20 protein-coding genes and 2 tRNA genes are annotated in these 20,528 nt (G+C 57.3%); all 22 read right to left on the bottom strand.

From position 1 onward, the window contains the following. Position 1: 1 nt before the first annotated feature. Complete coding sequence (rapZ, locus tag BG52_RS05305; protein ID WP_036581861.1) at positions 2-889, bottom strand: RNase adapter RapZ; 888 nt, start codon at positions 887-889, stop codon at positions 2-4. Between the two features lie 47 nt (positions 890-936). Continuing rightward, positions 937-1,887 (bottom strand): ROK family glucokinase, encoded by a 951-nt coding sequence (locus BG52_RS05300; RefSeq protein WP_036581864.1) that lies wholly within the window; start codon positions 1,885-1,887, stop codon positions 937-939. Between the two features lie 316 nt (positions 1,888-2,203). Next, complete coding sequence (trxB, locus tag BG52_RS05295; RefSeq protein ID WP_036581866.1) at positions 2,204-3,163, bottom strand: thioredoxin-disulfide reductase; 960 nt, start codon at positions 3,161-3,163, stop codon at positions 2,204-2,206. Positions 3,164-3,191: 28 nt separating this feature from the next. Continuing rightward, positions 3,192-4,943, bottom strand: coding sequence for a tetratricopeptide repeat protein (locus BG52_RS05290; RefSeq protein WP_223298923.1), 1,752 nt, complete (start codon positions 4,941-4,943; stop codon positions 3,192-3,194). A gap of 149 nt (positions 4,944-5,092) precedes the next feature. Further along, the gene (locus BG52_RS05285) at positions 5,093-6,043 is read right to left on the bottom strand and encodes a ribose-phosphate diphosphokinase (RefSeq protein WP_036581869.1); all 951 of its coding nucleotides are present in this window, start codon (positions 6,041-6,043) and stop codon (positions 5,093-5,095) included. 100 nt (positions 6,044-6,143) lie between these two features. Continuing rightward, on the bottom strand, positions 6,144-6,950 hold the full coding sequence (locus BG52_RS05280) for a histidinol-phosphatase HisJ (RefSeq protein ID WP_036581904.1): 807 nt from the start codon (positions 6,948-6,950) through the stop codon (positions 6,144-6,146). Between the two features lie 71 nt (positions 6,951-7,021). Continuing rightward, on the bottom strand, positions 7,022-7,702 hold the full coding sequence (gene hisIE, locus BG52_RS05275) for a bifunctional phosphoribosyl-AMP cyclohydrolase/phosphoribosyl-ATP diphosphatase HisIE (protein WP_036581871.1): 681 nt from the start codon (positions 7,700-7,702) through the stop codon (positions 7,022-7,024). Then, the gene (gene hisF / locus BG52_RS05270; protein WP_036581873.1) at positions 7,699-8,457 is read right to left on the bottom strand and encodes an imidazole glycerol phosphate synthase subunit HisF; all 759 of its coding nucleotides are present in this window, start codon (positions 8,455-8,457) and stop codon (positions 7,699-7,701) included. The genes hisIE and hisF overlap by 4 nt, the downstream gene beginning before the upstream one ends. Positions 8,458-8,536: 79 nt before the next feature. Next, complete coding sequence (hisH, locus tag BG52_RS05265; RefSeq protein ID WP_036581876.1) at positions 8,537-9,160, bottom strand: imidazole glycerol phosphate synthase subunit HisH; 624 nt, start codon at positions 9,158-9,160, stop codon at positions 8,537-8,539. A 1-nt stretch (position 9,161) separates the two neighbouring features. After that, positions 9,162-9,761: an imidazoleglycerol-phosphate dehydratase HisB gene (hisB, locus tag BG52_RS05260; protein ID WP_036581878.1), complete on the bottom strand. Its 600-nt coding sequence runs from the start codon at positions 9,759-9,761 to the stop codon at positions 9,162-9,164. A 142-nt stretch (positions 9,762-9,903) separates the two neighbouring features. Continuing rightward, positions 9,904-11,196: a histidinol dehydrogenase gene (gene hisD / locus BG52_RS05255; protein ID WP_036581881.1), complete on the bottom strand. Its 1,293-nt coding sequence runs from the start codon at positions 11,194-11,196 to the stop codon at positions 9,904-9,906. A 46-nt stretch (positions 11,197-11,242) separates the two neighbouring features. Further along, the gene (gene hisG, locus BG52_RS05250; protein WP_036581884.1) at positions 11,243-11,899 is read right to left on the bottom strand and encodes an ATP phosphoribosyltransferase; all 657 of its coding nucleotides are present in this window, start codon (positions 11,897-11,899) and stop codon (positions 11,243-11,245) included. Beyond that, positions 11,896-13,164 carry an ATP phosphoribosyltransferase regulatory subunit gene (locus BG52_RS05245; protein WP_036581886.1) on the bottom strand — a complete coding sequence of 423 codons (1,269 nt, stop codon included), beginning with the start codon at positions 13,162-13,164 and terminating at the stop codon, positions 11,896-11,898. Before BG52_RS05245 ends, hisG begins: the two co-directional genes overlap by 4 nt. A gap of 247 nt (positions 13,165-13,411) precedes the next feature. Beyond that, entirely contained in the window at positions 13,412-13,897 is a 486-nt protein-coding gene (locus BG52_RS05240) for an acyltransferase (protein ID WP_036581889.1), read from the bottom strand. After that, complete coding sequence (gene ppaX / locus BG52_RS05235) at positions 13,884-14,555, bottom strand: pyrophosphatase PpaX (RefSeq protein WP_036581892.1); 672 nt, start codon at positions 14,553-14,555, stop codon at positions 13,884-13,886. Before ppaX ends, BG52_RS05240 begins: the two co-directional genes overlap by 14 nt. Next, a complete protein-coding gene (lgt, locus tag BG52_RS05230; protein ID WP_081793607.1) occupies positions 14,545-15,657 on the bottom strand; it encodes a prolipoprotein diacylglyceryl transferase in 1,113 nt (370 codons plus the stop codon). Before lgt ends, ppaX begins: the two co-directional genes overlap by 11 nt. 23 nt (positions 15,658-15,680) lie before the next feature. Beyond that, entirely contained in the window at positions 15,681-16,619 is a 939-nt protein-coding gene (gene hprK / locus BG52_RS05225) for an HPr(Ser) kinase/phosphatase (RefSeq protein ID WP_036581894.1), read from the bottom strand. Between the two features lie 180 nt (positions 16,620-16,799). Further along, positions 16,800-17,921, bottom strand: a complete 1,122-nt coding sequence (locus tag BG52_RS05220; RefSeq protein ID WP_036581896.1) for an ABC transporter ATP-binding protein — start codon at positions 17,919-17,921, stop codon at positions 16,800-16,802. An 89-nt stretch (positions 17,922-18,010) separates the two neighbouring features. Then, entirely contained in the window at positions 18,011-19,138 is a 1,128-nt protein-coding gene (locus BG52_RS05215) for a PucR family transcriptional regulator (protein WP_223298922.1), read from the bottom strand. Between the two features lie 74 nt (positions 19,139-19,212). Next, on the bottom strand, positions 19,213-20,160 hold the full coding sequence (locus BG52_RS05210) for an MraY family glycosyltransferase (RefSeq protein WP_036666928.1): 948 nt from the start codon (positions 20,158-20,160) through the stop codon (positions 19,213-19,215). Between the two features lie 134 nt (positions 20,161-20,294). After that, a tRNA-Lys gene (locus tag BG52_RS05205) sits at positions 20,295-20,370 on the bottom strand. An 8-nt stretch (positions 20,371-20,378) separates the two neighbouring features. Next, positions 20,379-20,464: transfer RNA gene (locus BG52_RS05200), tRNA-Tyr, on the bottom strand. Positions 20,465-20,528 lie beyond the last annotated feature (64 nt).

Below are 20,528 nucleotides of genomic sequence, written 5' to 3'. Positions count from 1 at the left end.
ATTAATGTCGGTCGCGATCGGAGTCGCGATGACTGACACGCACCGTTTCGGTATCGCTGCTTCCCAGTGTGCGCCCCAGATACTCGGCGATTGCGACCGAACGGTGTTTGCCGCCCGTGCAGCCGATCCCGATCACGAGCTGGCTTTTGCCTTCTTTCTCGTACATCGGAATGAGGAAATTGAGCATATCGAGCAATTTGGAGAGGAAGGTTTGCGTTTCGGGCCATTTCATGACATATTCATACACTTCGGCATTCTGCCCTGTATTCGGACGCAAATGGTCGACATAATGCGGGTTCGGCAAAAACCGACAGTCGAAAATCAAATCCGCATCAATCGGAACCCCGTACTTGTAACCGAACGATGTCAGGTTAACCGAGAATGTCTTCTGCTCCGCATTGGTGAAACGGGAGACGATCTGTTCCTTCAGCTTGGCCGGCTTGAGGCTGGTCGTGTCGATGACCTGTGTCGCCAGTCCCTTCAAGTCCTCCAGCAGCCTGCGCTCCAGACCGATCCCTTCGAGCGGCAGCCCTTCGGGAGCCAGCGGGTGTCTTCTGCGGCTTTCCTTGTACCGCTGGACCAGCACGCTGTCCGTCGCATCAAGGAACAGAATCTCATAACTGATCGTATAGTGCTCTTTCATATAATTGAGCGACTCGGAAAGCGCGGTGAAAAACTCCCTGCCGCGCAGGTCGATGACAAGCGCCACTTTCCCGATTTTGCCGTTGGAAGATTCGATAAGCTCGGCGAATTTCGGAATGAGTACAGGCGGCAGATTGTCGACGCAGAAAAAGCCCAAGTCCTCCAAGCTTTGCACGGCAATCGTTTTACCCGCTCCGGACATGCCGGTAATGATGACGAGCTTCGCCATCGCCGTTCCGTTATCCATTTGCGTTCCCCCTCCATGCTGGCCGCCCCGACCTCAATTCCGCGGCGTTACCCGCGCAAAAACAATCCGGCCGCGCCTACGACGCCGGCATTGTTGCCAAGCTCGGCCGGCACGATCTCCACACCCTTGGATGCGCCTGAAGGCGTATACTTATGAAAAACCTCGCGGATTTGCTCGAACAAATACTCCCCTGCCTTGGACACGCCTCCGCCGATAATAAAGCGCTGCGGATTGACAACGACTGCTACGACCGCCATCGATTTGCCCAGATAAAAAGCCGCGCGGTTCACAATGCGCGCCGCGACCTCATCGCCGGCCTTCGCCGCATCGATAACGTCCTTGGCCATCATGTTATCTACCAGCGACATCGTCGTATTCTCGCCCCGGGCCACCGCATCCTTCGCCATTCGAATGATTCCGGTCGCCGAGGAAACCGTCTCCAGGCAGCCCATTTTGCCGCAGCCGCACTGGATTGCTTCCAGGTCCGGCACGATCGAGATATGACCGAGTTCGCCTGCTGCCGCATTGTGGCCCTGCACAATCCTGCCGTTGATGATAATCCCTCCGCCGACTCCGGTTCCGAGCGTGTAGCAAACGCAGTCGGATACGCCCCGACCCGCGCCTCCCCATGCTTCGCCAAGCGCCGCAACGTTGGCGTCGTTATTGATAAGCACCGGTTTACCGAGGCGCGGAATAAGAAAATCCTTTACGCTGGCGTTGTTCAAGTTCAGGTTCGGTGCCAATACGACGATGCCGTTGGGAATGTCCAGAAATCCGGCGATGCCAACGCCGACGCCTTCGACCTCATCCCAGGAACGGGACAGCTGGCTGACCGAGAGCTGCGCGTAAGCCGCGATATTCTCCATAATACGCTCCGCGCCCTTCTCGTTCTCGGTCGGGCCTTCGTACGTATGGAGCAACGCCCCTTCCGGATTGCACACCCCGACTTTAATCGTCGTACCGCCGACATCCACGCCGACGTAAAGCTTCTCAGACATCACTTGGCCACCTCGATCACATAATTAACTGCTTCTGTACCAACTATAAGCCAACGCTATGCTCAGGTCAAGAATGGCGGAGCCGCCTAGGACATAGCTTCCCAGGGGTTGGCAAGCTTGTGCAAGCGTGTTCGCACGGGAGAGTTTCGGCCGGCCTCAGCCTTGCGCCAGAATATTCCATCAGGGCCTCAACCCCCCACTCACGTCGGGTAAGCGGTCTCTACCAGAAACACCGAAAAAAAGACGCCTCGCGGGCGCCTTTTTTGTTCTATATACGCTGCAATTCGGCATAACCGGCCTGTGCCTTTCATCAACCTTACAGCGACTGGCTCCAGTCGTGCACCATATGGCCCTCGAGGAATTTCTCGCAATCAAGCGCCGCCATACAGCCGCTGCCGGCCGCCGTAATCGCCTGGCGGTACTTCTGATCCTGCACGTCGCCGCAGGCGAATACGCCGGGTACGCTTGTCTCCGTCGTGCCGGGCTTCACGATAATGTAGCCCGTCTCGTCTGTGTCGATCTGGCCGGCGAGAAACTTCGTGTTCGGCGTATGGCCGATGGCCACGAATACGCCGTCGGTCTCGACCAACTCTTCCTCACCCGACTCATTATTACGCACCTTCAGTGCCGTAACGCCCATACCGGTCGCCACGACCTCGAGCGGCGTACGGTTCAGCTTCCAGCTGATTTTGCCATTCTCACGGGCGCGGTCCTGCATGATCTTCGAAGCGCGGAGCTCGTCGCGGCGATGCACCAGCTGCACCTCCGTAGCGAACCGCGTCAGGTAATTCGCTTCCTCCATCGCGGAGTCGCCGCCGCCGACCACGACGATTTTTTTGCCCCGGAAGAAAAAGCCGTCGCAGGTCGCACACGTGCTGACGCCGCGGCCGACGTTATCCTTCTCGCCCGGAATGCCGAGGTATCGCGCCGATGCGCCGGTCGAGATGATGAGCGTCTCCGCCGTCAGCGGTTCGGCAAAACCTTCCACCTGCAGCGTAAACGGCCGCTTCGAAAGATCCACCGTGTTGACCCAGCCAGTCTTGAACGTTGCGCCGAACCGTTCGGCCTGCTTGCGCATGTTGGCCATCAGATCAGGGCCAAGAATGCCCTCCGGAAAGCCAGGGAAATTCTCCACCTCGGTCGTCGTCGTCAATTGTCCGCCCGGCTCCGGGCCTTCAATGATAAGCGGGCTCAAATTCGCGCGGGCCAAATAAATCGCCGCCGTCAGTCCAGCCGGGCCCGTGCCGATAATAATCGCTTTGTGCGTGGTGCTCATGCAGGTTACCCTCCTCTATCTATCGCGCTCAAGCCTCGGGACCGAGATCGCCTAAGGCCGGCAAAATCGTCTTCATCTTCTCGCGAATGCCGCATACGTCGTCGATCCACTTGGCATATTTGCTCGCCGTAGCGACCGATACGCCGTACCGGGACGCCACCTCCTGATAGGTGATCGCGCGCCGGTGCATTTTCGCCGTCAAATATTCAAGCGCAGCCGCCCAGCCTTCCGGACGTCGGATCACAGGCGTCTTGGGATACAGCCTGCTCAGAAATTCTACCCACAAAGTAAGCAAATCATGCTGCTGCACCATATCGTACCGGCTCTGCATTCGCGTAAGCGCCGTCTCAACCACCGTCTGCCAGCGATCGTTCCAGATCGGCAGCCGTGACGGCATACGGTTCCGCTCGACCGTCGTCCGCTCGCCCTCCAGCACGGCCGGCAGCGGATCCGTAACGCCGATGCCCCGCAGCACGAAAATCGCAATCCGCTTCAGGTAATCCTCTTCCCCGGGCTCCAGCAGAAACTCGGCCAACGCGTCCTTCACTTCACCGTCGGCAATCATGCCGAGCGCTTGAATGACCTGCAGCTTCGTGTTTCGGTCGCCGTGCCGCAGCGCCCAGAAGAAGGACGAGCGGATAAGCGGATCGCGCTTCAACTGGTCCGGGAGCGGATCGGACGATTTCTCCCACAGCTTGAATTGCTCCTCAAACGGCAGATGATAGTGGTAGCTGGAAGGAACGGGCATTGTCCCCTGGCGAAGACTGTCCATCTGCTCCAGGTAATAGGCCGCGATTCCCGAATCCGTATCCAGCTTGGCCGCCAGTTTCCAGAACCGCTCCGCTTCGTTCAAACGCCCCATATTGCAGGCGGCAACCGCGGCGTAATGGTACAGGCAGGGGTCCTGCTGCTGAGGGAGCTCCTTGAGCAGCCGGGCGAAATGCACGAAGGCGGTGTCGTGCTGCCCCAGTATCCCCATTGTCGTCGCGAGCTTGAACACATGCTCCTGATGAAAAGGCACCGTCTTCTGCAAGAAGGCAAGCAGCGGTGCCAACTGCTCGTCATCGCCCGCATGTCGATGAAAAATCGCCAGATTGCACAGCGCGTGCAAATTGCCGGGTTCGAGCTCGAGCACATCCCGGATCGTATCCATCGCCTGCTCGAACTGCCCCATATAATAATAGGCCAACGCTAGATTATTGCGCGCAGCCGTAAATTCCGGATACTTGGCCACAACGTCCTGCAGAATGCGGACGGCCTCGACGAACTTTCCTTCCTCCAGCAAAGCGCGGGCTTTGTCATGCTTGCCGATCCCTTCCCGCGATTTCACGACTGCCTGCTTCATGGGCCGCTCCAGCTCATAGCGGAGCAGATCCATCATCTCTTCGGCCTCATCCAGAAATTGTCCTTCCGCATCCTCTTCCAGGTATTGCACGAGCGAATCCTCCGCCGCCTCGTACAGTTCCATATTCGCGAAATTGTTAGCCATATAGAAATGGCATTCCGTCATGGCCGGATCAAGCTCGTCGACGACCCATTTCAGAATGCGGTTCGATTCCTCGTAATTGCCCATCTCCGACAGGATGCCGGCCATGTTGCAGTGGTTCACCGGATTGTCGGGCTCGTACTCGACGGCGCGCCGAAAATATTTCAGTGCCTTATCGTAATGATACCGGTCGAGCGAACGGACCGCGCGTTCGAAAAAGAACGAGGCGTCCAGTTGAATGTTTATGACCTTCGTGCTGACGTTACCAGCGGCCGCCTGTTTTTTCTGTTTCACTCGCATAGGCACCTCCCGTTCGTTGAACAATTTGCTACGATTATACCATAGCGCGGCCCTTTCATACATGAGCAAAGAATGTCAGGTCCGCGCCTCCGCGCCTCGGGAGTTCTCGAAGGGAAGGCAAACGATGCGAACTGCTTGTGGTGTTAAACACCCGCGTTCTTAAACAACGTGCTGATCGAGCCGCCCTCGATAATGATGCGGGTCGCTTCCGCCAGCATCGGAGCGACGGAAATCACCTTGAACCGCTCGGAAGCCACCTCCGGCAGGAAGATCGAGTCGGTGACGACAACCTCCCGGATGTTCGGGTGATCCAGACGCTGCAGCGCAGGACCGGAAAAAAGCGGATGCGTCGCGCAGACGAAAACATCTTCCGCTCCGCGTTCCTTCAACCCTTCGACGACATTGACGATCGTCGTGCCGGTGTCGATCAGATCCTCGATAATGATCGGCGTCTGTCCCTGGACGTCGCCGATGACGTGCGTGATGACCGATTGGTTATGCGCGGGCCGCTTCTTGATCATGATCGCGAACGGCGCGTTCAGGTAGTTGGCCAGCTTCTCGGCCGTGGACGCGCGTCCCGCGTCGGGCGAGACGACGACCGGATTTTTGATGTCCTTCGCCTTCAGATAATCGCTCAGCAGGTCAAGCGCGGTCAAATGGTCCACCGGGATGTTGAAGAAGCCCTGGATGGCCGGTGCGTGCAGATCGAGCGTAATGATGCGGTGGGCGCCGACCGTGGTAAGCACGTCTGACACCATTTTCGCCGAAATCGGTTCACGGGGAGCCGCTTTACGCTCCTGGCGGGCATAACCGTAATACGGCACGATGAGGTTAATCGTCCGTGCCGAAGCCCGTTTGGCGGCGTCGATCATGACAAGCAGCTCTACGAAGTGATCGTTGATCGGATGCGAGAACGACTGTACAAGGAACACGTCGCAGTTGCGGATCGTCTCCTCATAATGAACATAGATCTCACCGCTTTTGAAACGGGACAATTTGATTTTGCCTAGCGAAACGCCAAGCTGCTCGCCTATGGCTTCGGCCAGCAGCGGGTTCGAGGAACCCGAGAAAATACGCACCTTATCGCTGAACATGTTACCCTCCTGGAACGATTTGACCGCCTGTAAATCCTTATGATAAATGCTTTACGTATGTTCTATCGACAATATCATTATACATGGAACTTACGATTTTTCAAAAATCGACTAACGTCCGCCTGCGTCCCTCGAACGTAGCCAGCTGCGAATACCCGACCTCTTTGAGCAGCGTGCGGGCCTCGTCCACGTACTGATGCAGCCGGGCAGGCTGATGCGCGTCGGACCCTACCGTCACCGGTATGCCGAGCGACAGCGCGTATTCGAGCATCCGCTTCGACGGAAACATCTCGGCCGCCGGCATGCGCAGTCCGGAAGCGTTCAGCTCGATTGCAAGCCCGTGGCGCGCAACCGCCTCGAGGGCCGCATTTTCCATCGCCGTGACATCGCCTTCGGGCTGGAAGCCGAACCGTTTGATCACGTCGATGTGGCCGATGTAATCGTAAAACCCCGTTGCCGCGGCTTTCGCCACCGCATCGTAGTATTGCCCGTAAACCGCCATCCGGTCCTTGCCTTCCCAGCCCTGCGTCTGGCGGAAATCCGAAATGTCCCACTCGCCGAGAAAATGAACCGAGCCGATCACATAGTCCCACGGATACGCCCCGACGATACGCTCGATCGCTTCCTCGTGTCCCTCTATGTAATCGCCTTCCAGGCCGACGCGAACATCGATGACGCCCTTGTACTTCTCTTTAAGCGCCAGGCATTCCTCGACATAACGGGGCAGCTCCTCCATCGGCATCGCCATCTCCGGATAATACGTGGCGGGATCGACATGCAGCAGCGGCATATGATCGGAAAGCCCGATCTGCGCCAGACCGAGCTCCGCTCCCCGCTTCACGTATTCCTCCAGCGTGCCGACGGCATGCCCGCATCTGGCATGATGGGTATGATAATCGATTAGCATGATGGCATTCACGGCCTTTCTGTCGTGGTTGAACAACCGGAAGACGCAGGAAGCGCAAGGCGCTCCCTGCTTCAGCGCATTTTGTTCGTGGTCGGCTTGTTGTGCCGGCGCCCGAGCTCTTCCATGATCGCATCGAACGGCAAGCCCCGCTCGCGCAGCAGCACCATCAGGTGAAAAATCATATCCGCCGCTTCGCTGCGCAGCTCGTCGTTGTCCTGGTTTTTGGCCGCGATGATGACTTCTGCCGATTCCTCGCCAACCTTTTTCAGAATTTTGTCGAGGCCCTTGTCGAACAGATACGTCGTGTAGGTGCCTTCCGGACGCTCGGCGTACCGTCTTGCAATGATCGCCTCAAGCTCGGCCAGCATCCGGAACCGGTCCTGCGCCGGCTCCGCGGCCTCCGTCGTCACGCCTTCCCGATCGATCTCGTTGTGGAAACAGCTGTATTTCCCGGTATGGCATGCTGCTCCGCTCTGTTCCGCAAGCACAAGAAGCGTATCGCCGTCACAATCGTACCGGAGCGACCGGATGCGCTGCGTATGGCCGGATGTCGCGCCTTTGTGCCAGAGCTCCCCGCGGGAGCGGCTCCAGAACCACGTCTCGCCGGATGCCAGCGATTTGGCGAGCGACTCCCGATTCATGTAAGCCAGCATCAGCACTTCCTTGCTGACGGCGTCCTGCACGATCGCGGGCACCAGTCCCGCCTCATTCCACCGGATTTGTTCCTCCAACCCTTGCGCCAATCCGCTCATCGCACTTCCACTCCTTTCAACCGAAGATCGTCCTTAACCTCGTGCACGGTCATTTCCTTATAGTGAAAAATGGTGGCCGCCAAGCCCGCGTCGGCGCGCCCTTCCTGGAACACATCGTAAAAATCCCCGACCTTGCCTGCGCCGCCCGAGGCGATAACCGGTATCGATACGAGATCGGATACCGCGCGCGTAAGCTTCAGGTCGAAGCCGTCCTTCGTGCCGTCGGCGTCCATACTGGTGAGCAGCAGCTCTCCGGCGCCGAGCTGTTCGACCTTTGCCGCCCATTCCAGCGCTTTGATGCCGGTCGCGTTGCGGCCGCCGTGTGTGTACACTTCCCATTCGCCCCACTCGGGATTGAACTTCGCGTCGATCGCCACCACGATGCACTGCGCCCCGAACTTGCGGGAGCCGTCCGATACAAGCTCCGGATTCCGGAGCGCGGCCGTGTTGATACCGATCTTGTCAGCGCCCGCGCGCAGCAGCCGCTTCATGTCGTCGACATGCGCGATGCCGCCGCCGACGGTGAACGGGATCGTAATTTCGCCCGCCGTCTTGCGCACGACCTCGACCATCGTCGCCCTGCCTTCGTGCGAAGCCGAGATATCGAGGAATACAAGTTCGTCCGCGCCTTCGCGGTCATAGATTGCCGCCAGCTCGACGGGATCGCCCGCATCGCGCAGGTTGACGAAATTGACGCCTTTAACGACCCGGCCGTCTTTGACGTCCAGGCATGGAATGATTCTTTTTGCCAACATGGAATGGTTCTCCTTTCGCGCCTGGTGCTTCCAGGCGCCCGCCTGCCGACTGCCCGCCTGCTGTCCCATAGTTGGGCCGTTAGGCTTCGGCGGTTTGACGGCTTCCCGTAAGCGCGAGAAAATTGCCGAGCAGCCGCATGCCGAGGTCGCTGCTTTTCTCGGGGTGGAATTGCATGCCGAACAGCTGCCCCCGGCCGACGATTGCCGTCACCGGCTGATAGTAATCGGTGGTGGCCAGCAGGTCCTCCTGCCGCTCCGGCCGGGCATGGAACGAATGGACGAAATAGACGTGACCCTCGTCAAGACCCGCGAACAGCGGGCTTTCCTGATGAAAATCCAGCTTGTTCCAGCCCATATGAGGAACCTTGTAGTCGCCCTGAAAGCGGACGACCTTGCCGGGCAGCAGATCGAGGCCGCGGTTGCTGCCGTGCTCCTCGCTTTCGCTGAACAGCAGTTGCATGCCAAGACAGATGCCGAGCAGCGGCTTGCCGGATTGGGCATAATACTTCGTTACCTCGTCAAGCCCGGTACTGCGCAGATTGTGCATCGCATCGCCGAATGCGCCGACGCCCGGCAGAATCGCTCCGTCGGCGTCAAGAATCGTCTGCGCGTCGGAAGCAAACTCCGCCTCGTAACCGAGACGTTCCACCGCTTTGCCGACGCTGTGCAAATTGCCCATACCATAATCGATGATAGCGATCATGCTACAGCACCCCCTTCGTCGAAGGCACTCCTTGCACACGGGGATCGATCGTCGTCGCTTCGTCTATCGCGCGTCCCAGCGCCTTGAACACCGCTTCGATCATATGATGGGTATTGCGTCCGTAATGGACGATGACATGCAGCGTAATGCGCGCCTCAAGTGCCAGCTTCCACAGAAATTCATGCACGAGCTCGACGTGAAAGCTGCCGACCGTCTGTGCCGGATACTCGGCGCGGTATTCAAAATGTGGCCGGTTGCTGACATCGATCACGACCTGCGCCAGCGCCTCGTCCATCGGCACGAACACGCTCGCGTACCGCTTGATGCCCCGCTTGTCGCCGAGCGCCTCGCGCAGCGTCTGGCCGAGGCAGATGCCGATGTCTTCGACGGTGTGATGGTCGTCGATGTCCACGTCGCCGCGGGCTTCGACCTTCAAATCGAACTGTCCGTGTTTGGTGAAAAGGTCAAGCATATGGTTCAGAAACGGAACATCGGTCTCGATCGTCGCCTGGCCGCTGCCGTCGACGTTGAAGGCGAGCTTGATGTCCGTTTCGTTCGTTTTGCGGGCGATGTCCGCCGTGCGTTTAACGGGCTCCGTCATCGTTAACCCTTCTTTCTCAGCAAAATGTGCAGCTGCCTATTCGCCCATAGCGATCCCTGCAGCCGCGTAAGGCCGCTCCCCGGGCTTATTCTTCCCGCGAAGCGCTCTCGGGCAATTTAAGGCGGGCGACATGGCGCCGCCGCTAATTTCCGCCGCGCTCGCGCTCCAACCGGATCTCGATCGCACGCGCATGCGCTTCCAGTCCTTCATGCCGCGCCAAGGTGATGATTTTATCGCCGTTTGCCAGCAGCGCTTCCTTGCTGTAGCGGATCAGGCTCGACTTCTTGAGGAAATCATCCACATTCACCGGCGACGAGAACCTTGCCGTACCATTGGTCGGAATAATGTGGTTGGGTCCGGCGAAGTAATCGCCGACCGGCTCGGAGCTGTAAGCCCCGAGGAAAATGGCGCCGGCATTCTCGATCTGCCCCAGCCATTCCATCGGATCGGCGGTCATAATCTCAAGATGCTCGGGGGCCAGCCGGTTAATGACGCCGACGCCTTCCTGCAGACTGCCCACGATAATTATCGCGCCGTAATCGTCGATCGACTTGCGGGCAATCGGCTCTCGGGGCAGAAGCGCCAGCTGACGCTCGACCTCCGCCTTGACCCCATCGGCGAAGGAGGCCGACGGCGTGATGAGAATAGCCGACGCCATTTCGTCGTGCTCGGCCTGAGACAGCAGGTCGGCTGCGACATACCCGACATCCGCCGTCTCGTCGGCCAGCACGACGATCTCGCTCGGTCCGGCAATGCTGTCGATGTCGACCGCGCCGAACACGGTCCGCTTCGCCAAAGCCACATAAATATTGCCCGGTCCGCAAATCTTATCGACCGGCGGGATCGACGCCGTTCCGTACGCCAGTGCGGCCACAGCCTGCGCTCCGCCGACCCGGTACATTTCCTTGACACCCGCCTCTGCGGCAGCTACCAGGATATACGGGTCGATTCCTTCCTTGCCGCCCGTCGCAGGCGGAGTGACCATAACGATCTCCGGCACGCCGGCCACCTGGGCCGGAATGACGTTCATAAGGACGGAAGACGGATAGGCCGCCTTTCCGCCCGGCACATAAACGCCGACCCGCTTCAGCGGCCGCAGCATCTGACCGAGCAGCGTGCCGTCCGGCTGCAAATCCATCCACGAATAGCGCTTCTGCTTCTCGTGGAAAACGCGGATGTTGACGGCGGCCTCACGAATCGCCGTCAGAAATGCGGCATCCACCTTATCGTACGCCGCCGTAATCTCGGCCTCGGTCACGCGCAGCGACGCCGCTTGCAGCCGCACCCCGTCGTGCCGCTCCGTATAGCGCAGCAGCGCCGCATCCCCTTCGGTCCGGACCGCTTCGACGATCTCCCGGACCGCTTGATTCTGCTCCGGTGTCCCGTATTCCACCTCGCGCTTAAGCTCAAATCGATCAGCGGCAATGATCCGCACGGAAATTCCCCCTTCGCGCATACCTTCTATAACCAGATAGTGGCTTTCAAACCAGCCCTTTGGCCGTCAGCATCTGCTGCAGCCGATCGCACAGGCTTTGAATCGACTCGTTTTTCATCCGGTAGCTGACACGGTTGGCGATCAATCGGCTTGTGATGCCGAAGATCGTTTCCATCTCCACCAGACCGTTCTCCCGCAGCGTTTGTCCCGTCTCGACCATGTCGACGATCCGATCGGCAAGCCCGATCAGCGGCGCCAGCTCGATCGAACCGTTCAGCTTGATCACTTCGACCTGCTGCCCCTGCTCGCGGAAATACTGCGACGCCACGTTCGGATATTTGGTCGCCACTCTGGGGTTGATCACCGGCTTCCAATCCGGAAGCCCGATCACCGACATGCGGCATCTTGCTATGCCGAGATCCAGCAGTTCGTACACGTCTTTGTTCTCTTCCATCAGCACATCCTTGCCGACGATGCCGATATCGGCCACGCCGTATTCCACATACGTGGGCACATCGACCGGCTTGGCCATAATGAAGACCATACGCGCTTCCGGAGCTTCGATAATCAGCTTGCGCGTGTCGTCGAAATCCTCGGGAATCGTTAGCCCCGCCTCACGGAACAGCTTCGATGCCTGCTTGTAGATGCGCCCCTTCGGCATCGCTACTTTCAAGATGTCGTGTCCGCTTGCTTCTCCGCTCATCGTCCGACACCTCCTTGTCCGCTCGATCCATGCTCGTCCGAACCTGCTCCGCTGCCGAAAAACCCCGCAAACCGGCTGTATGCCGTTCCACGATATATCAGTTTGTGTCCGTCATGCTCAGTCGGGAAAGAATGGCCCGCATCCGGACGCAGCTCGGAGGATTGCATCCGTTCCGTTACCACAATATGCCCTTCCGCACGCAGGCGCCCGGCTTCGCCCAGTGCGCGAATGCGACCTTCCGCATCATAACCGATCAGAATGCGTTCCGTTTCCTCGCCGGCCTCCTGGCCAAGCAGCTCGAGAATACGGGTGGTCTTAAGCGCGAAGCCCGTCGCCGGCGCCGGCCGACCGAATTGTGTCAGCAAATTGTCGTATCTGCCCCCGCTGACGACCGGAAAGCCCAGATCGGCCGCATAACCTTCGAACGTCATGCCCGTATAATAAGAGAAGTCGCCGATCATCGTCAGATCGATCAGCACATGTTCCGTTACGCCGTAAGCCTCCAGAACGTTCCACAGGTCGCACAAATGCCGGATTGACGCTTGCGCCGTATCGTTGCCGCTCAGCAGCAGCGCCTGCTCGCATACTTCCTTGGCCCCCCTTAACCGCAGGATGCCCTCCAGCTCCCTAATGACCGGCTCGGACAGCGACAGATCGCTCAGCTTCTGCCGGTAGCCCACGTAATCGCGGCCGAGCAGGGAAGCCTTCAGCTCCTCCTGCGCATCCAAGCGTTCCCGCAGCGTCTCCTCGAACAGGCCGTTAAGGAAGCCTACGTGTCCGATCGCAATTTTGAACCGGTCGACGCCGGACGCCTTCAAGGACGCGATTGCCAGTGCAACGACCTCCGCATCGGCTTCCGGACTCGGATCGCCTACCAGCTCAACGCCCGTCTGATAAAACTCCGACTCGCGTCCGGCCTCCTCCTCAATCGCGCGAAATACGCTCGAATGATACGAGAGCCGCAGCGGAAAAGGCTCCTCCTTCAGCAGCGACGCCACTACCCGGGCGATCGGAGCCGTCATGTCGGAGCGAAGCACGAGCGTGGTGCCGCGGTTGTTGAGCAGCTTAAACAGCTTTTGGTCGGGTGTCGAACTGGCGACGCCGACCGTATCGTAATATTCCATTGTCGGCGTCATAATTTGCTCATAACCCCAACGCTTCATGCAATCGAGCGCCTGCCGTTCAATGCGGCGCAGCCGGGATACGGCAAGGGGCAAATAATCTTTCACACCGATTGGTTTCTCAAATACTTTGGGTTTGGACATGCTATTCACCTACATGTACTTTATTATATTAAAGTGCTACCATATTACCATGCTGCCAAAATAAAGTGGATAGACGTAATCTTATCACGCAAAAAGCGGTCTCGTCAAGGAAGGCGAGACCGCTCCATTCTTATCATTTCTCCCGTCTCGAATCTCTCAGGAACAAGACCGCAAGCATTGCGGCCAGCGCCAGACCAGCGCTTCATACCACTGCCGCAGGCGACACGCGCCCGGTCAGGGTTGCGTGTTACGTCCGGTTTGTCAGATCGCGAAGCGGATTTCCGCCCACGAACGCGCCTGCCTGCACATCCTTGTGAACGACCGAGCCTGCGGCGACGACTGCGCCGTCACCGATCGTAACGCCGGGCAGAATCGTCGTATTGGCGCCGATCAGCACGCCGTGTCCGATTCTGACCCAGCCCAGCCGATACTCCTTAATTAAATACTCGTGCGTCAGAATCGTCGTATTATAGCCGATGATGGAATTGTCGCCAACCTCGATGCGCTCCGGGAAAAAAACGTCGACCATCACCATGAGCGCAAACGCGGTCCGTCTGCCGACTTTCATGCCCAACACATTGCGGTAAATCCAATTTTTCACCGGCAGGGAAGGACAATAACGGGCCGCCTGGATGAAAATGAAGTTCCGAACCGCCTTAAAACGGCTGACGGTCCGGTACATTTGCCAAAGCGCGTTCGGTCCTTCGACCGGATATCGTTCAACGTTTCTCAAGCGGCTCCCGCTCCAATCCAACAAGCTCGAGCAACTCGCGCATGTCATGGATCATATGCTTCGCTCCCGCTTCGCGCAACGTATCTTCGCCTTTGAGCGACCAGGCGACGCCAACGGACACCGTGCCCGCTTCGTTCGCGGCTTGAATATCGACTACGCTGTCTCCGACCATGACCGTTTCCGCAGGATTCGCGCCGAGCTCCTTCATCGCTATCTGTACCGGCTCGGGGTGCGGCTTCGGATGCTGCACGTCGTCGATCGTAACGACCGACGACATGAAATCCGCGATGCCTACGTATTGGAGACCCCGTTCGGTCGTCAAGCGCATTTTCGTCGTAACGACGCCAAGCTTGATGCCGGATCGATGCAGCTCTTCAAGCACCTCGGGAACAAAAGGAAATGCCCGAACCAGCTCGTCGTGCAGCCTCAGATTGACCTCCCGGTAGGCGGCTACGATGTGCGACACATCCTCCAGGCCGGAGAACTGCTGCATTTGATACACTAACGGCATGCCCATGCTCGGAATGATATGCTCCCGCCCGAACTCGGCCGGGACATAATTCTGCAATGCGTGAAGGAACGATTGAATGATCAGCTCGTTCGTGTCGAGGATCGTGCCGTCGAGATCGAACAGTACCGTTGTGATTTTATTCGTCATGCCCGCTTCCTTTCCGTTGGCCCTCAAGTTGAGATTTCTCAAGCTTCGCCGCTTTCTGCCCGCCGCTTCCCCGAACGGCTTCGTACGGTACCGCAGATTCGGCCACCGATGGAATGATGAGCGGAATCGTATCGTCCCCGGCGGCCGACGTCGTTAGCCGCTCCGGCGTTACACCTGCGGGGAGGCCGGTTTTCCGATTGATGATCGGATCGCTGTAACGCTCGGATGCCGCGCCGGTCGCACGCCGGATCATAATAAGCGCGATGCCGGCCACAATCAACAGCAGCGCCAGAACCTGCGAAATCCGCACATTGCCGTAGGCCGGGTCGAGATAACCCTGCTCGAACACCGCCGTCATCGGCGACCATAACCCATTGACCAGCGAGGCCAGCCATTCCGGACCTTGAAACGCCAGGCTGTCCGTGCGAAGCGCCTCAATGAAAAAGCGTCCGATCGAATACCAGATGAAATAGGAGATGAACAGCTCACCTGCCCGCAGGAACGATTGGCGGCGAAGCACAAACAGCAGCAGAAGGCCCGCTACGTTCCACAGCGACTCATAAAGAAAGGTTGGATGATGGAATACGCCTTCGACATTCATCTGATTGACGATCCAGTCGGGGAGACGCAGCGTATTGCGCAGAAAGCTCTCTTCAACAGGGCCCCCGTATGCTTCCTGATTCACAAAATTGCCCCAGCGGCCGATGAGCTGGCCGGCGATAAGCCCCGGTGCGCAAAGATCTGCGACACGCCAGAAGTTATAGCCTTTTGCACGGAAATAAATAATCCCGCACACAATGGCGCCGATCAGCGCGCCGTAAATCGCGATGCCGCCATTCCAAATTGCAAAAACCTGCCAGGGGTTGTCCTTATACGCATCCCATTGAAACGCGACATAATAGATTCGTGCCGATATAATCGCGGACGGCGCTCCAAACAGCAGCATATCCATGAAAAAATCAGAGCTAAGGCCGAACCTCTTACCTTCCCTGATCGCCAGCAAAAGGCCGATAAAGGCGCCGAAGCCAAGTATGATGCCATACCAATTGACCGTCAGCGGTCCGAACGCAAACGCGACCGGGTCGATTCTCATTCCTATCATTGACTAGACATCCTCTCGTAACGTCATTCGTAATCGTCCATATCTTCCGAAATCGTCTCGGTGAGCTTGTTGGTGAACTGCAGGGCCGCGTTATAGCCCATCCGTTTCAAGCGGTAGTTCATGGCAGCGACCTCAATGATGACCGCCAGGTTACGACCCGGTCGCACGGGAACGGTAACGAGCGGAATATCGGTATCGATAATTCGGGTCAATTCCTCGTCAAGGCCGAGCCGGTCGTATTGCTTCTCCTGCTGCCAATTCTCCAGCTTGATGACGACGCTGATCCGCTTTTGCGTACGAATTGCGCCCGCGCCGAACAGCGTCATGACATTGATGATCCCAAGGCCGCGGATTTCGAGCAAATACCGGATCAATTCCGGCGCCGAGCCGTGAAGCTGTCCGTCGGATGTCTGCTTAATTTCCACCGCATCATCCGCTACCAGCCGATGACCGCGTTTCACAAGCTCAAGCGCGGTTTCGCTTTTGCCGATGCCGCTGGAGCCCGTAATCAGCATGCCGATGCCGTAAACGTCCACCAGCACGCCATGAATCGTCGCCGTCGGCGCAAGCCTCGACTCCAGAAAGTTTGTAATCCGGCCGATCATATAGGTAGTCGCCGCATTGCTGCGAAGGAGCGGTATCGTTTTGGCCGTCGCCTGCTCGATCAGCTCATTCGGAACGTCCAAGCCGCGCGTCACGATAACGCACGGCGTTTCGTCGTCGCATAACCGCGACATCCGCTCATTGCGTTCGGCGCTGTCGAGCGTTTCCAGAAAGGCCAGCTCCGTTTTCCCCAGAATTTGCACCCGTTCCGTCGGATGATAGTGGAAATATCCCGCCATCTCCAGACCTGGACGATACAGATCGTCTACGGCGATACCGCGCTTCAATCCGTCTTCCCCGGCGATGATCTCCAATTGGAACTGCCGGACCAGATCGGATACTTTAACCGACTTAGGCACGTTGTGGCCTCCTTGTTGTCCGTACCGGAAAACCCGGCACTTGGGATTTCTCGTCATGAATTCAATGATTCCATCGTAACGAAATAATGCGTGGAAAGCAACGATGCGCTTATATAGAACCAAAACAACCGCCCCCGGTCGGGGACGGTTGTCGTGACAGACGCGCAGGGCGCGCTTGCATCAGCTTTCGAAAATGTTCAGCTCCGATTGGATATCGAACATATGAATCTTATTCATATCGATCGCGAGCTTGATGTTGCTGCCTTCTTTGACATCCGAACGGCCGTCTACACGAGCAATAACCGTCTCCGTACCGATTCCGTTCAAGTAGATGTTTTTCTCGTGGCCGAGGTTTTCCACAACCTCAGGGTTCGCCGTAACGATGCTTCCAGGGGAAGCTTCAAGAAATACCGGCTCATCATGCAGGTCTTCTGGACGAACGCCGACGATGACGTCCTTGCCGACATAGCCCTTCTCACGCACGATCTTCGCGCGGCCTTCGGTCAGAGTAACGCTCACGCCTGCCGTCTTGAACGATACGACTCCCCCCGACTCCGTCAGAGAGCCCTTGATGAAGTTCATCGAAGGCGAACCGATAAAGCCTGCTACGAAAATGTTGACCGGATGGTTGTAAAGCTCTTCCGGGGAAGCGGCTTGCTGGATAATGCCGTCCTTCATAACGACGATCCGGTCGCCCATGGTCATTGCTTCGATCTGATCGTGGGTGACGTAGATAACGGTCGTTTCAAGACGTTTCGCCAGCTTGGAAATCTCGGCGCGCATCTGGCCGCGAAGCTTCGCATCCAGGTTCGAGAGCGGTTCGTCCATCAGGAACACTTGCGGTTCGCGGACGATTGCGCGGCCCAGGGCTACACGTTGGCGCTGACCGCCGGAGAGCGCCTTCGGCTTACGCTCGAGCAGGTGTTCGATATCGAGAATTTTGGCGGCTTCGCGTACGCGCTTATCGATGTCCGCCTTCTTGAATTTACGCAGTTTCAGACCGAACGCCATGTTCTGGTACACATTCATGTGCGGGTACAAGGCGTAGGATTGGAATACCATTGCGATATCGCGGTCTTTCGGGGCAACGTCATTGACCAAGCGTTCACCGATAAAGAGCTTGCCCTCTGAAATTTCTTCCAGACCGGCGATCATACGGAGCGTCGTGGATTTACCGCAGCCCGAAGGACCGACGAGAACGAGGAATTCCTTGTCCTTGATATCCAGATTAACGTCTTTTACGGATGCGTTGTCGGATCCGGGATATTTTTTGTAGACATGCTCTAAACGTACGCCTGCCATGATATTTCCCCCTAAACGAGTGATTTCCTAACTAAGCCTAGTTTATCCCAGGCACTCGTTTATGGAAATACACAAACCATACAAAAAAACTACTTTCTTTTCGTTACTTTATACAATAGCAATATGAGCTTGACCAATACCGCGTCGCGGAACAGCCTGACATCGAGACCCGTGTCCTGCTTCAGCTTGTCGAGCCGGTACAGCAGCGTATTTCGGTGAATGAACAACTTTTTCGCCGTATCACTCACATTGCAGTTCATATTGAAATACGTTTCCAGCGTCCCCACGATTTCCGGCTCGAAGAGCACGTCCGAACGGCTCATCATCTGCTCCATATAATGAATCCGCTGCGCTTCGGGTATGCTGCCAAGCAATCGCTCCAGGTGGATCATCCACGGCAAATGGATGTTCCCGCCGCTATGAAATTTGCGCCCCAGCATAATCGTTTCACGCAGCACCGAGGTCGTCTCGACTGCCGATTCGTTCGGGCGGATCGGAAGACCGACGGCCACGTGGCATTCTCCGATCCATTCGCTGGCAAGCATGTCGTGCAATCCGAGACAAATGCCCGTCAACTGCTCCTCTACCGACTCTTCCTCGTCGTCCCCGCGGCCGTCCCGCTCGTCATGCACCAGGGAGCCGGGACCCAGAATCAGCCACTCCTTGTCTTGAAGCGGAATAAGCACAACCTCTTCCTCGAAAAACGACTTAAGCAGCTTTTCCAATTCACGGTATCCCGACCCCGTTCTCTTTGCCTCCTGCTCACTGACGAGCAGAAACGGAACCATCTCCTGATACAAACGCCCGCCTTGATTATGCTCCTCGGGTATAATCACCTTCGTCTTGCCTTCCTCAAGCTGGGCCTGCATCCACTCGCCGAGCGCTCTATGCTTGCGCTCCGCCTCCGAACCCGTCGATTGTGCGTGCTGCGCGCCGGGCTTCAACTGCTCAAGCATCCAGGCTACGAAACGCCGTTCCTTATCGGTTAGCGCGCCTTTTTCCACATCGAAAAATTCCACTTGTCTCACATCCGCTCTAACCACGAACCTTACACTGCCGTCCTTCAGCGTAAATTGCTGTCCGGGTTGCGGCTGCGTATCCCGCTGATCGGCCGTCTCCAGGTCTTCACGCCAGTCGCTTCCCGCAAGCGTCCGCGTATCGATCGGGAGTTCAAGTATCTGCTCCAATTGCGTCTTCCATGGCGTCATTACGTTCATAACGGCAGCTCCCATCGTGACATGCTTGTCCCAATTGTATCATAGTGACGACAAGCGATATACGGCGGCGCGCCTCATCCCCAGGCGAGCAGCAGCACGATGGACAGCAACGAGAAAACGACTGCGAGCAAATATAAGAACGACACGGTCTGGACTTGCGTCAGCCCCCACCTCATGAGCACATGATGGGTGTGCATATTATCCGCCTTATGGAGCCCCCTGCCTTCAAAAAACCGTCTCGTCATGACGATAACCGTGTCCATGATCGGAACGCCCAGCGCCAGTACCGGAATGAGCGTCGATATCAGCGTGGCGCTTTTGAACGCTCCGTTCACCGATATGACGGCGAGCGTAAAGCCGAGGAATGCGGAACCGGAATCCCCCATGAATATTCGCGCAGGGTAAAAATTATAGGTCAAAAATGCCGTGCAGGCGCCCAGTACGATAATCGACAGCACCGCTGTTTCGAACTGTCCTTTGATCATGGCCGCGACGAATAGCGTCAATGACGAGATCATTGCAACTCCCGCAGCGAGCCCGTCGACCCCGTCAATGAAATTCACCATATTGGTAAGCGCAAAAATCCACAGCACCGTCGCGGCCGCAGACGCCCATACTGGAAACATGATCATTCCGCCGGGACCGGGGTCGGTGACGCCGAGCATCCTGATGTCGAGAAGCACCGACACGAACGCGGCGGACACATATACGATCACGCGCGGCCATACCGGAAAATCATATCCCTTCGACTTTGCCGTATCGTCCAGCAGTCCGATAATGACAATGAGTAAGCCGCCGATCATAATGGCAACGCTCAATCGGGTGAAGCCGGAGAACATGAACATCGCGATGACAGTGCCTAAATAAATGGCCGCGCCCCCGAGCAGCGGAATCGGCCTGGCGTGAATTTTCCGCGCGCTCGGCTTGTCGACGAAGCCGAAGCGGACAGCGATTCGTCTCACCAGTGGAACGCAAGCGAAGACAATGACGAAGGCGGTAACGGCTGCGATAAAAGGTATCAATTCTGATCACCCGACATTTTTTTGCCGTTAGCTTGCCCCTAAGGACGCCCTCTCCATTCTCCGCTTTCGCGAAATAAAAGCGAAAAAACAGCAAAAATCCGAGGCCTATGCCTCGGATTCATTGACGTTATGGGTGGTGAGCCATGAAGGACTCGAACCTTCGACACCCTGATTAAAAGTCAGGTGCTCTACCAACTGAGCTAATGGCTCGAGAAAACTGGTGGAGGGCGATGGATTCGAACCACCGAACTCGTAAGAGAACAGATTTACAGTCTGCTGCGTTTGGCCACTTCGCTAGCCCTCCACGGTACTTAAAAACAAATGGTGGCTCGGGACGGAATCGAACCGCCGACACGAGGATTTTCAGT

Source organism: Paenibacillus darwinianus (assembly GCF_000598065.1).
Classification (GTDB): Bacteria; Bacillota; Bacilli; order Paenibacillales; family Paenibacillaceae; genus Paenibacillus_I; species Paenibacillus_I darwinianus.
Note: the sequence above shows the minus strand (reverse complement) of the source record. Positions and strands in the feature narration are given on the sequence as shown.